This is a genomic window from Pseudomonadota bacterium (genome assembly GCA_018823135.1).
Classification (GTDB): Bacteria; Desulfobacterota; Desulfobulbia; order Desulfobulbales; family CALZHT01; genus JAHJJF01.
Map to the genome: position 1 here is coordinate 13,560 of JAHJJF010000089.1, position 13,235 is coordinate 26,794.

The 13,235-nt window shown below is 49.9% G+C and carries 8 protein-coding genes; 1 reads left to right on the forward strand and 7 read right to left on the reverse strand.

All coding sequences use genetic code 11. From position 1 onward, the window contains the following. Nucleotides 1–32: 32 nt before the first annotated feature. Entirely contained in the window at nt 33–2,633 is a 2,601-nt protein-coding gene (locus tag KKE17_09615; GenBank protein MBU1710248.1) for a topoisomerase DNA-binding C4 zinc finger domain-containing protein, read from the reverse strand. A 260-nt stretch (nt 2,634–2,893) separates the two neighbouring features. On the opposite strand from KKE17_09615, the gene KKE17_09620 reads away from it, so the two are divergent. Then, entirely contained in the window at nt 2,894–5,698 is a 2,805-nt protein-coding gene (locus KKE17_09620) for a formylglycine-generating enzyme family protein (protein ID MBU1710249.1), read from the forward strand. A gap of 354 nt (nt 5,699–6,052) precedes the next feature. On the opposite strand, the gene aroB is transcribed toward KKE17_09620, so the two are convergent. From aroB to fliD, 6 genes are all read right to left on the reverse strand, one after another. Then, nucleotides 6,053–7,123: a 3-dehydroquinate synthase gene (aroB, locus tag KKE17_09625; protein ID MBU1710250.1), complete on the reverse strand. Its 1,071-nt coding sequence runs from the start codon at nt 7,121–7,123 to the stop codon at nt 6,053–6,055. 371 nt (nt 7,124–7,494) lie between these two features. After that, nucleotides 7,495–8,775, reverse strand: coding sequence for a sulfate adenylyltransferase (gene sat, locus KKE17_09630; GenBank protein MBU1710251.1), 1,281 nt, complete (start codon nt 8,773–8,775; stop codon nt 7,495–7,497). Nucleotides 8,776–9,506: 731 nt separating this feature from the next. Then, the gene (locus KKE17_09635) at nt 9,507–9,917 is read right to left on the reverse strand and encodes a flagellar protein FlaG (protein MBU1710252.1); all 411 of its coding nucleotides are present in this window, start codon (nt 9,915–9,917) and stop codon (nt 9,507–9,509) included. A gap of 134 nt (nt 9,918–10,051) precedes the next feature. Beyond that, nucleotides 10,052–10,462: a hypothetical protein gene (locus KKE17_09640; GenBank protein MBU1710253.1), complete on the reverse strand. Its 411-nt coding sequence runs from the start codon at nt 10,460–10,462 to the stop codon at nt 10,052–10,054. Nucleotides 10,463–10,467: 5 nt separating this feature from the next. Beyond that, nucleotides 10,468–10,977, reverse strand: a complete 510-nt coding sequence (gene fliS / locus KKE17_09645) for a flagellar export chaperone FliS (GenBank protein ID MBU1710254.1) — start codon at nt 10,975–10,977, stop codon at nt 10,468–10,470. Nucleotides 10,978–11,111: 134 nt separating this feature from the next. Continuing rightward, nucleotides 11,112–13,172: a flagellar filament capping protein FliD gene (fliD, locus tag KKE17_09650; protein ID MBU1710255.1), complete on the reverse strand. Its 2,061-nt coding sequence runs from the start codon at nt 13,170–13,172 to the stop codon at nt 11,112–11,114. Nucleotides 13,173–13,235 lie beyond the last annotated feature (63 nt).

Consider the following 13,235-nt stretch of genomic DNA (forward strand, 5'->3'; position numbering starts at 1 on the left):
GCATGAAAATATCCCGGCGGCAATCACTGTAATTATTTTTTCCGCCGCACCACCACTCTTCTCTTGACGCCGCCTCCCGGAACTCTCCTGATCCTTACTGTTTTCTTTTGGGGTGCTGCTGAGGCATCGCCTGCGTCGTCAGGCACCGCCGCTCCGGACAAGGACTGTTTGTAATTACAACCGGCCCTGGGGCAGCGCAGTTCAATTTTTCCGCGAATATTTTTCTTTTCCACGAGATACGGCAGACTACAGGCCGGGCAGACAACTGGATGGGGTTTTGACCAGGCCATGAATTCGCATTTATCTTCGGGACATACATAAAAATCCTTCCCGGCCGGTGTCCTCTTAAGTATTACCGTGCCTTGGCGACACACAGGACACTCCATGCCTTCGTCCTGTGTCCCGACAAAGGCTTCCGTGTGCCGGCACGCTGGAAAACCCGAGCATGCCCAGAACTTTCCATACTTATCCCCCTTCAGCAGAAGAGGCCGTGCACATTGGGGACATTTTCTTGATTCCTTGGTTGCCGGACTGATCGCCTGGCCGGGCATGTCCGGCTCCGGCCCGGTTTCCATCTCTGCCGGCAGATCATCGAGTGCTCCTGCCACTTGAACCTCATCGGCCTGTTCATCTCCCCCCTGGATATCATCCTCCAGGGAAGCATTTGCTGTTTCCATCTTTTGGTCAAGTCCTTCGCCCACCCCTTCCGCAAGTCTTGCGTCTTCAGTTTCAATGACAGCAGCCAGCTCATCGGTTTGCAGATCAGCCGAATCCACTATTTGCCCACTTTCCTCGGGGATTTTTACTTCCGCCGGCTCGATCTCCCTTGACGGGAGCTTCTGAGGCGGCGCGGATGGAGACGCCTTAAAAATACGGCTTGAGGTTTGCTGCCGCCTGGGCATTTGCGGCGCTGCCTGGGAAGACACCTGCTGTTGTGATTGGGCTGCCTTCCCCAAAGACTTGCCCTGCTGGTAAAAAGTCTGCTCGAACTGATTGAGTGCAAAATCAGGGGCTTTCCGGCCGCTCACTACTTCTTCGACAGTCTGTTCGATATAGGCAGAAAGATTAATCCCGGTCATGGTCGGGAAAACCCTGTTGACAATATCGGTGACCTTGAACAATCTATCAAGACATTGCAGATAGCCGTCCTGGTCGATTTCAATATATTTCAGGTCCAGAAGCTGTTGGATCAAATCCACGCCAGTCCGGTCAAAAATCATTGAAAAATCAGCAAGGTCGACAAACAGGCTGTCAAGGGTATACAGTTCCGCAGGAAAGACACTGATCTTTTCAGGCAGAATTTTCAACAGAGAAAAAATCTGCCCTTCCACTGCCCCGGCAAGAGGACAGGGGTCAAGCAAAGACTTTTCCTGGGGCGAGTGGCAGGCACGGAGATAGCCTTTTTCATGCACCGAACGCATGCTCGCATGAAACGCGCAGTTTTCGCCCGCAGAAAAATCCACTCCTATAGTCTCGCCTGCCGCAGGGATCATCTGGCTTGCCAAAGCCCTGTTGCGAATCAAGGAATATATCCTTGATGCCGTTTCCCCAGATGCCTGCCTGACCGCGTTTTCCGGGATTTCCGGCTTCAAGGGAACTATGTGCCCGGAGTCCGGGTCAACATCATTTCCCCGGCCCAGGGCATCCTTGCCAAAGGATTCGGAAACCTGTTGCCTGATCTTCTCAATCATCCCGAGAGTGACACCGTTATCCATGGGAAGACATGATGAAATCAAACCGAGACGTTTGCCGTCAATGACGACGCCTGCAAACAACTCAGTAACCGCCTGGAATGCCTGTTTCGGCGAAATACCGTGGAACAAAAAAGCATCCTGTAATAAATCAGGAAGTCTATAAGGCGACGGGGCGGGGATTTCAATGGATGAACGGTTCACCGATGTAACGGTGAAAGGATATTCTTTAAAGCTGTTGACTATGGCTCTTACCTGGTCGGGATCCTCTATGAAGCCATCATCACTGAGATGCCGCACGTGCTGCAGGCGAGCGAAAAGTTCTCCCTGTTCAGCAGAAAGATTGACCCTCACCTGCCATTTCATGGTGGGGGAATAGAGTTCGATTTCGTTTTTTCGTTCGCCCAGGAGAAAAAGGGTGGTGAGGCTTGATGAGTTCAACTGCAGATCGCCCGGCCCGGATGCTGTGCCGATCAGTCTTTGCAGATGCCGGGAAAGACAGGAACTGAACAGGGTTCTGATCAGAAAATTCCAGCCGCCGGTATCTTCGACGGGTTGCGCCTCTTCAAATGCGGTGGCGATATCCTCAGGATTCAACCCAGCAGGCATCAGCCTCCTGGCCGGTGGAAAATCCTCTGATTTGGAAGCAAGAAACCCTGCAATCATCCATGACCAGTAATCTCCCATATGGTCGTTGTCAAGAGCGAGATAAATACCGCTGGCGGCAGATGCCAGCAATTGCACAGAAAATTCCCGGGCCTGCTCTGTGGGAGCGAAATCAAAACTCAGACCTCCTTCTTCCGGTTCTTCGTCGCCCGACGCTACAAAAGATACCTTCATGGGCGTTGACAGCAGAAGGATTGTTTCTATGTCAAGAGCTGCGTTTGCTCTTAATGTTTGCGCCTTAACCTCAGAATCGACAATCACAACCGTTTTTGCCATAAAAGATCTCTCCGTGATTCTTTATGGTTTCGCTTCTCCTCAAAACCGTTTGTCCCAATGGTCCGACCGGTACTATACAGTAAAAGGATACTGTTTAATATATAAAGAAAACATGCTAGAATTTTATTTTTATTTAAGAAAATTAAACAAATTGTTCGATAATAACCTTAGGTCGCACCAGTTTAAAAGTATGTCCATTATCTGCTTGAATACAGCAAGTCCAAAACTGTTGGCAATTAAGATGGCCACGGAGCAGTAAGATGCCGATCCAGATCTCCTCCAAAGGAATTACCGAAGCCATACAGGGCCTTACTCTCCGGCCAGGAACCCTTAAGGCGAAATTCATTGAGGCGGTATACGCCTACTACCTGAATGAAGATTCATACCCCACCGACCCCATCCCCACCGAAATCCTTATCGCCCGCATCTGGGAAATCGATTCTGCAGAAGAAATCCGTGCCAAACGAAAAAATTTCAGCAGCACCAAGTCCTCGCTCAATAAATCTCTTAAAGAACTGGACAAAGATGGGAAAAACCCTGAAGGAATAACCATCGGCAAAGATAATCTCTTTACCATCTCCGATGAAAAAAAAGATTCATTAATCAAACAAATCGACGTCAGCTCAGAAGCGACCAGATCACTTCTGGAGATGGTTTCATCCTTTAAGAAACTGTTCGCTGAAATAACTGAAAAACAAGACAACAGTGCTGTAAAAAAACTGATCAAAGAACTTGAGAACACACAATCAGTTGTACAGAATCTTGTCGACATCCTCCCGGATGACCTTGGACAGACACCTTCCTACCCGGACGGAGAAGAAAAAGAGACTATACATTTGAGGCCCACACCCGGTGCATCAGTTGATGGAACGGCACAAGGCAATATTGAAGATTCTGAAGCCGGAAAAACCGGCGGTATCGATGATATAAAATCGGGTCCCGAAAACCCTGAAAAATTTCTGTCTTCCGATGCTTCACAACATGACGCTGCCGCTAAGGTCGGCGACGACGACGGAATTGAAACAATTGGCGCGGAAAGTGAAATTGGAAAGCCCGAAGCCGGAGTGGAAACCCCAGCAGGTGCTGATGAGCTCGAAGAGACTGAGTTCGAGGAAGAGGAAATCCTTGAAGTTGACGATGAAACACTTGCGAGAATTCAGGATATCGTGGCGGATACTGACGGGATCGGCCCGGATAATGTTGGAGGATTCGGTGCAGCTGGCGGGGATGAAGGTTCCGGGGCAGCAGGTGGATCAGCTCCCGGTGATACCGGCCACGGATTCGGGGCAGAAACTGAACCTGGTTCGGGTATTCCCGATGCGGAAGAGACCCAGCGTGCGCTCGACTGGTTGGCGGATGAAGACGTTGAGATCATTGAGGCGGACGATGAAATTCTTGATGAAACCCTGGACACGCCAGTAGAGGCAATTGCCGAAGAATCCGTCTCCCTGGCCGATGAGGGGACTGCCGGGGAGACGACATCCACTCCGTCCGTAACCGAAGGCCCTGATGGAAGCAGCCTGACCGATGATATCCAGGAGGACTATGAGGAGGAGATCATCGAGGTTGACGACGAAACCCTCGAGAAAATCCAGGACATCGTGGCCGAAGCCGATGGAATCGGCCCGGATGATGCTGAACGCCTCAGCGCGGATGACGGAGGGGAAGGGCCCGGCGCAGCAGGTGAATCATCTGAAGAATCTGCAGGTCCTGGGTTCTGGGCAGGAACTGAACATGATTCAGGTGTTACCGATACAGGAGAGACCCAGGGTCTGCCCGATTGGATGGCGGAAGAAGACATGGAAATCATCGAAGCAGAGGATGAAATCCAGGATGAAGCCCTGAAAGAACTGACTGAAGAATTCGAAGAAATTGAGGAAGTCGAAGTTGCAGAAACTGGATCTGCCGAACTCGAGGCAACCGAAGCAAACGGGTTCGAGGAAATTCTAGAGTCAGAAGAAATCGAAGATGTCTCGACTGATGCCATGGAGGAGAGCCTGGCTGAAGATATTGAAACCGAAGACCTTGAGGAGGTCGATGAAGAAGAAATTCTGGAAGTCGATCAGGAAACCCTTGAGGAAATCAAACGAATCAAAGCAGCTCTCGGTTCTGCCACCGGGGTTGCCGCAGACGGTGAATCGGCAGATAAACCACGGCTTCTTGAAGTTTTATCGGAATACATGAATCCCCAGGAAGCCCTGGCAGACACACCAAAAACCCTCAATGAATCCCATGAAGAATATATTGCGCAAATCATGGAACGATTCACCCCGAAATTCATCACAATCCCTGAAGGGCGATATAGCATCGGCAGTAAGCACCCAAAAGCAAATGAGCAGCCCAAGAAGACCGTTCTGCTCAAAAGTTTTCATCTCGGCCAGTTTCCCATCACCAATGATCTTTTTGAACTATTCGTGCGTGATACCGGCTATGAGACCGACGCCGAACAGGCGGGCTATGGGGTTGTTGTCGAAGGAAAATGCCGCGACACCATTGACCCGGAATCAGGCAGGCAGCTGTTTACCATGACCAGGAGCGCCATGGCGCAAAGTATGAACGGCGCCAACTGGCGGCACCCGGACGGCCCGGGCAGTTCAATTGAGAATCGGCATAATCATCCCGTAGTCCAGGTGAGCCGCAGGGATGCCATGTCGTTTGCAGCATGGGCAGGGAAACGCCTGCCTACAGAAGAAGAGTGGGAGACAGGTGCACGTGGCAATGACGATCGCCTTTTCCCCTGGGGCAATATGTGGGGCGCTGATAATGGAAATTTTGAAGGGGCCTGCCACAGCGGCACGACTGCCGTGGATCACTACGGAAAAAAATCAGCAAGCCCTTTCGGGATTTATGATCTGCTGGGCAATGTGTTTGAGTGGACTTCCGGGGAATATCGGCAAGACCCGGCAAGCCATATCAAACCGACGGCTGCCGTTTATATCCTCAAGGGCGGCTCCTGGGCCACGGCCGGGCCGGTTACCATCGCCGCCCGTCTCCTGGAAAGAGGTGCTTACTGGTCCAACACCATTGGCTTCAGGTGCGCGGTAAGTGACCGGGAACGATCGTAATGTTTTGGTATTGCATGTCGACTTCCCACAATCAACAGAGTGAGTCTCCCCCAGCATAACTGGAGGCCTCAGGTAGCCTATTAAAAGGGGGACTAACTACTACAGATTTGAATATCGAATATCGAACCGCAGAATAGCGAATGATGAAGGATAATACCTACTGATAACTCTTGACCTTCATCGTTTTGAGGAGTGAACTGTCCCCATGAAAGGTCTTCTTCTTTGAACTTCATATTGTTCACTTCGAAATTCGACATTCCTGATGACCTCAGCAGTTTCAATAAAAACTGATTTTTCTCCGGATCGGTTGAACCTTTCCGGGTCCATCACCAGAGGTGGCGGGTTTCATGACAACTAAAGCACCGCATCAATCTGGTCTTCAGAAACATCATCAGAGATTATCACTTTGCCGATCTCCGTGGGCAGCACAAAAAAAGGCCTGCCGGAGACCGCTTTTTTATCGGTTTTCAGATACCCCTTGATACGCTTTCGATCAAGCAGCGCAGGAATTGTTACCGCCAGGCCGAAGTCGGCAATGAGCTTTCTTACCTGCCCTGCATCGTCTTTGGAAAGCAGGCCCTTTTCCACGGCAATTTCACAGACCGCAACCATGCCGATGGCTACCCCAAGACCATGATCAATGGAATAATCCGAGGCGCCTTCCACCGCATGTCCCAGCGTGTGACCGAAATTAAGTATGCGCCGCAGGTCGGATTCCCTTTCATCCGCCTCGACAACCTGGGCCTTGATGGTACAGCATTTCAAAATGACCTCTTCAAGAATCTGCAGATCAAGGCGCAGAATCCCTTCGCGGTTTACGGCAAGAAACTCAAAAAATTCCTTATCCCGGATAACGCTGTACTTGATAACCTCGGCAAGACCGTTTAACAGCTCGGACCGCGGAAGCGTCTTCAGCACGCTGCTGTCGATGTAGACGGCGCGAGGCTGATAAAAACAGCCCACAAGATTTTTGCCTTCCGGGATATCCACCCCGGTTTTGCCGCCAACGGAACTGTCCACCTGGGCAAGTAGAGTTGTGGGCACCTGGACAAAGGGGATGCCGCGCATATAAATCGCCGCCAGAAATCCGGTAATGTCCCCGGTAACTCCGCCGCCAAGGGCAATGAGCGCGTCTTTCCGATCAACGCCAAGCTGGGCCAGCCGGCTGGAAAGTGCCGCGATTGTTTGCAGGTTCTTACTGCCCTCGCCACGGGGGAAGGTCACCAAATCAACCGGCAGGCCATTATCCCGCAAGGACCCAAGTAATTTGTCGGCATACAATTCCGCCACATACTGGTCCGCAATCACAATATATCGCTTGCCAAAGTTCCGATCCCGTAAATCCTCGGCGATATTCTCCAGCAATCCTTCTTGTATAATTATCGGGTAAACCCGCTCTCCGAGGCCGACCTGTATCTGCTTCATATGGATTATCCTCAAAATGTTCTGACAACTGTTTTTACAACCGAATTTCTCCGGTCAGCTGAGCATAAAGCCCAGACCCAATATATATGCCGGACTCCTGAAAGTTCGCGGAGGGAAAAGGTCCACCACACAGAATCAACAGGTTAACCACGCAATAACTCGATGAAATCACTCTTTTTTACGATTTCATCAATATAGGATGATTATTGATAATTGCAAGGAAATGAAACGGAAGGATTGGATCTGGGCAGGCGTATTTCTTTCAAGCAGACCTTTTACTCAGGTATCAGCCCCCATATCAATTCATAAAAAAAAAGGAGATGCCGCACAGGCATCTCCTTTATAAACAGAGCTTAGACAATAAGCAAAAATTACTTCATTACATCACCGGAAGCTGCGCCCTGCATCTTGACTGCAACTTTCTCGGTGAGACCGGCATAGTACTTGCGGAGAATAACCAGAACTTCCTCTCGACCGAAGTGATCAACAACCACGGTACCTTCGGAAAGGGCCTTACGCAGTTTGGTTCCGGAAAGAATAACGCGATCTTCTTTACCGTGGCAACAGGTTCTAAGGGAAGCCATACCGTCACACTTGTGGCAGTAGAAGGTCCAGTCGATCTTCAGCGGCATGCACTGCAGTGCCTTGCCTGGGTCGGCAGGAGTCGGGATCGTGTCGAAGATGGTCTGCGCTTCAAACAAGCCGTAGAAGTCGCCAACACCGGCATGGTCACGACCGATGATCATTTTGGTGATACCGTAGTTCTGACGGAAGGTGGCATGAAGCAGTGCTTCACGGGGACCGGCGTAACGCATATCCAGCGGATAACCGCCCTGAATGACGTTGTCTTTTACAAAGTAGTTCTCAACCAGACAATCGATGGCTTTTACGCGAACGTCTGCAGGAATATCACCCTTCTTCAGATTGCCGATCAGTGAGTGAATCAGAACGCCGTCACATACCTCAATGGCGATCTTGGCAAGGAACTCATGGGACCGGTGCATGGGGTTACGGAGCTGAAGAGCAGCAACGTCAGACCAGCCGCGTTCTTCGAACATGGCGCGGGTCTCTGCCGGAGTAAGGTAAACACCCTTGTACTCGACGGGATACTCGCCCTCGGAAAGAACCTTGACCTTACCGGCCAGATTGACTTCTTTCTGGGCCATAACCATCTGCACGCCCGGATGATCTTCCATGGCGATTTTCCAGAATTTATCATCGGCAGACTCTTCGCCCTGGCCTTTGAATACTTTTTCACATTCCCATTTTTTGTCAGCTTCGGTCATTACCGCTTTCTCGCTGACCTTCATGGTGGCGTAAATGACACCGGCGTTTTCCAGAGCAATCTCGTCACCAACCTTGATTCCATCAGCATCAGCGGTGGAAACATCCAGGGTGATGGGCAGGGGCCAGAAGGTGCCGTCAGCCAGGGTGAAATTCTCACAAACGCTTTTCCAATCAGCTTTCTTCATGAAACCATCAAGGGGGCTGAACCCGCCGATTCCCATCATGATTACGTCGCCTTTGGCGCGGGCGCTGATCTTAATTTTCTTAAGACCCTTAGCTTTTTCCTGCTCTGCTGTCAACGCGCTGCCATGAAGCTTGCAACATACCAAACCTTTTCCACCATGTGGAGCTACTAATTTTGACATTTTTCGTCTCCTTCTATTAGTATATTATTGGACAATAACTGAACCCTCATTCATTTTCCCGCAGCCGAAAACTCTACGAATAGATATGGGAATTGTCAAGAAAAAAGTTTTATGGGCTTATATCTCAACCGGAAACACCGGCTGTAAACCGTTACCCCCTGTTCCCTGTCACCTTTAGTATCTTGTCTTGGAATCATCTGCCGAAACAAGTTACTTCCAAAACAATTAAAAGGATACCACAGAGACACATTAATTGGCGTCTGCCCATAAAGGAGTTTTTTTTGAAGATCAAGGACCGCAAAAAAAATAAGCACAGGCTTCTGTCTGATATCAGAGTCTCACTCCGTTCGCCTACCTCCGGGCAAGCTGAGCGAACATCGGGAGGCGGCGGCTTTTGAGCATGACGCCGAAATTCGCGAAAAAGACCATTATTGTAGAGGCAATAGTTATATCGCGACTATTACGCTTTATCTGCAATGATTAGCTACTAAATAAAAAAAGCCCGCTTGACGCGGACTTCTTTTCAATGAACGGCCCCGCCGCAGAGCCGCAGGGTATCAAATTCTAATCGGTAAATAATTTATACGCGGCACGCCTCGAGGAATTAGACCCGATAGAGATTAAAACCATGCGAAGACGTATTACCACCACTTACGCGATATCCTTCTCTGCGTACAGATAGAATACAGACACCTGCAGGTGCCTGATTCAGAACCAGGTTTCCGGGTGCCTCAGACCTCTGTTTCCAACAAAAGCCCAAGCAGATCATCCAGTTTTGCCCTTAAATTCAGCAACTCTTCTGAAGGGAACTGGCGGATCAATTCTCCACTTTTCCGGTCCGTGACCTGAACCACTACACTTTCAGGTTCCTTGAGGAGAACCAGATTCAATCGCGTTCCCATGGATTCAAGACGCTGCTGAACTTCATCAATGATCTCCGACGCCTGTTCTTCCGACAGACTTTTCTTGCGCGGCTCATCTTTTTTTCCACGAAGTGCCTTTTCGTCCAGTTCAGCCTTGCTTGAATCGCTGCTTTCCCTAATCGGCAGGATTTGCGGCTTAGATCTGTTTTCCATCTCCACGGCAGGAGCCGTCGGCATGCCAAAAATTTTGGCCTCGGTATTCATGTTAATATCAACCATTGGCTACCTCCTTTCATCCTTGTTCTTCTTTTGCGTAAAGCATGATAAATTCTTCCTTGAATTCATTTAAATATAGCAAAACTCCCTGCAATTCCCACTCGTATTTATAATTAAAAACAAGACGCATAAAGTTCTTATGTCCGGTTACTGAAAAATCTCGGCCGGGGTGATTGCCCGGAAGCTGGATTGTATCCCATTATCACCTTCTTTCCTCTGCGAAGAGAACGTATCTTCCCTCCGATAAATTCCTGCTTCTCTGAAACCTGTTGATGCAGAACCTTTTCCTCATCAATAAGCGTACCAAGCCACTGCCGAACCATTTCAGCAAAGGCTGGATCCTTATATCCCTGCTCCACCTCCAATCTCTCAAGACATTGCTGCAGCAGACGGAAGGCCTTGTCCCGCTCATCACACCAATGGGAAACATATTTAAGCTCCCCGGCCGCTAATGCCCTGCCATGCTTTTCGGTCATCGCCGCAAAAGCCTCAAAAGCCTCAAGCACCTGCGACTTCAGTGTTTCGCCATCCTTCTGCGTAGAGATCACGGAAATCATATTGCTACGGACAGGCCGGTTTTTTTCCCGTCCTTTCCCTGGCTCACTGGTTTGTTTTTCCGGTCTGAGATATTCCCAGCAGTGACGCTTTGATCATACGCCACATTCTTTTCTGCTGCAGACTTCTTTTCCTGCATAGCCGTCTGCTCCCAGATCTCTTTCAATCTTTCAACATATCTGGTGGCCTGGTGCAGGATACCGATGTCATTCCCCAGAGACACCTTCGGAAGCTCTGTAAGGATTGCTCCATACAGGCCCCGGAGAAACTCCGCCGCGTCAGAATCATCCTCAGAATTAATCGATGCAAGCAACTCAGTAACTATAGCTATGGCCTTGCCAAGATTTTCCCCCCTTTTCTGGGGATTCTTCGACTCAATCCCTTCTTCCACCAACCTGAAATGAACCAGAAGACGCTCATACATCAGATGGATAAGTTTGACCGGATCAATACCTGTATTAACTGCCGCTGTCTGCCGATACACCTGTTGAGCGTGTGCTGCAACCATTCGCATACCTCCTTATATTTACTCTTGACTCTATTTTACCTGAAGTTATTGCTCAATAATCATTAAAATTATTTTACAGGGTCAACCCAGGCTCCGGTTTTTTAAAATTCAGATGCTACACATCTTCCTTTCAATCACTTCTTGCTGCCGCCCCATTGGGAACTCAGACTTTCAAACTGGCTGGTGAGAAAATTTGAGATGGAGGTCATCTGGTTCATATATCGGTCCAACGCGGAAAACTGTTGAGCCATCAGTTCATATCTTTTATCAAGTCTGGCGATATTAGATTCAATGGTTTCTTCAAGATTGCTTATCTTTTCCTGGGCAGCGTTTTTCTCCGCCTCGATCAGCCCGGTACCGATAGTGCTGCCCCGGAGATAGTCATTCAATTGATCGGCAAATCCGGTGACATCATTCTCCGTATCGCCCAGGAAAAATCGCGAGACGGCATCGATGTTGTTGTGAAGCGCCCGGCTCAACACCGTGGAATCAATGGTGATGGTTCCATCGCGGTTGAACTCCATACCGAGATCAAACAGGGATCTGATGTTGCTGTCCGTGGTCGTCACCGTGCCATCGCTGTTGAGGGTCCGGCTGATGAGATCCTCGGTGCCGGCAACTGTAAAGACCATAAGCGATTCCAGCTGAAAAGGCAGGTCCCGGAATGTAGTGCCGGCAAGAATACCGAATTCGCCGGTGTCCTGGTCATAGCCCGTGTTGGATTTTATTTCCTGAATTGCGGCGTTATAACTCGCCACCATTTCCTCAATCAGCGAGGTCAGATTATCCGTATTCATTGACACCGAAACCACTGCCGCGCCGGTATCTTCCAGGGTCAGAGTCACCCCTGAAAGCACATCACTGAAGGTATTGGTCTGTCTTTCATAATCAATTTTATTAATGGTAAACCCGGCGTTCAGGGACTCGGCCGCCGCTCCCTGTTTTTCGGTCATGGTCAGGGCAAGCTGGTCAAGATCGTTGAGGGTGATCCGGTTATCCTCTCCCTCGGTATTCGCTTCCAGAACCAGCTGATAAGGATTACTTGAAATGCCGGTATTCACCGCCGAGGCCGAAATCCCGGGATTATTGGTGTCATCGTTAATCAGACTGACCAGACCGCTTAAGGTCGTCTCTTTGGGGACATAAACCAGATAATTTTCACCGTCGATTTCATAGGAAAAGGTATCGCCCGGATTGCCTTCCTGAAAATCAATTACCGTGTTGCTGGCATTGATTGAAACCTGATACGATTCATTGGGACTGATCTCTTCGCTCTCAATATGCAGGTAACTGGTGCCGTTGATGGTCTTGACCTGGGCGGCAATGCCGGAGAGGGCGTCGAGTTCATCGACCACCGCCTGCAGGGTCTTGCCGGTGGCGCCGCCGGAGATGGTGATCGTCTCCTGGGGGGAAGATGCGCCGTAACTGACGACAAAACTCGTATTGGCCGCCAGAAAGGTATCAACTGCGGCATCGGCCACCCCGGTGGTTGAAAAATGCTCCAGGGCCACCGGCGGACTGCTGCTGAAACTCAAGGTGCCGGTGGAGGTCAGCTTGACCCGGTTGCTCTCGCTGTTGGTTGTTGTATCGGAAATTACCTGAAGATAATACTTGCCGTCGATCTGCTCGGCAGAGGCAGTCACATTACCGCCCAGAGACCCGGCATTAATCTCGCTCACAACATCATCGAGACTTTTGCCGACACCGCCGCCACCCACGGTAAAGACACTTGAGCCGCCATAGGTCACGGTTATACTTGATGAGGCCGGTATATAGGTATCGGTGGAATTATCCAGACCGACAGCGGAATATTGTCTGATCGGCACATTGATGATCGAATCCGTTGTCTCCAGGTTACCGGATGCCCAGGAACTTTTTGAGGCCAGCCGGGCAACATCAAGGGACGCGGTCTGAAACGAAGTGCCGTCTATTACTGAAACGCTGATCACATCCTCATCGCTGCTGGAGGCGCTTCGCCCAAGGAATGTGGAAGAAAGGGAAAGGGAAAGTGCCTTGCTCTTGATATCAAAGAGCATGTTCTTGACAACGGTAAACTCCTCAAGCTGCGCTTCAACCTGAGTAATTTCGGTCTTTTTCTGCTCGACGAGCTGCTGGTCGACCTCGCGCAGCTGATCAATAATCCCTTGCAGATCCAGCCCTGAACCAACGCCGAGGGTGGAAATTGAACCGACCATTGAGCCTACCCCTTACATTTTTGTCTGTAGTTAGAAAAACTTCTTGAATTCCTGTACCTGTAT

Bases quoted from the DNA above. Each gene is read 5' to 3' on its own strand.
- KKE17_09620 (MBU1710249.1), top strand. From the start codon at position 2,894: ATGCCGATCCAGATCTCCTCCAAAGGAATTACCGAAGCCATACAGGGC.
- sat (MBU1710251.1), bottom strand. From the start codon at position 8,775: ATGTCAAAATTAGTAGCTCCACATGGTGGAAAAGGTTTGGTATGTTGC.
- KKE17_09615 (MBU1710248.1), bottom strand. From the start codon at position 2,633: ATGGCAAAAACGGTTGTGATTGTCGATTCTGAGGTTAAGGCGCAAACA.
- KKE17_09635 (MBU1710252.1), bottom strand. From the start codon at position 9,917: ATGGTTGATATTAACATGAATACCGAGGCCAAAATTTTTGGCATGCCG.
- fliS (MBU1710254.1), bottom strand. From the start codon at position 10,977: ATGGTTGCAGCACACGCTCAACAGGTGTATCGGCAGACAGCGGCAGTT.
- aroB (MBU1710250.1), bottom strand. From the start codon at position 7,123: ATGAAGCAGATACAGGTCGGCCTCGGAGAGCGGGTTTACCCGATAATT.
- fliD (MBU1710255.1), bottom strand. From the start codon at position 13,172: ATGGTCGGTTCAATTTCCACCCTCGGCGTTGGTTCAGGGCTGGATCTG.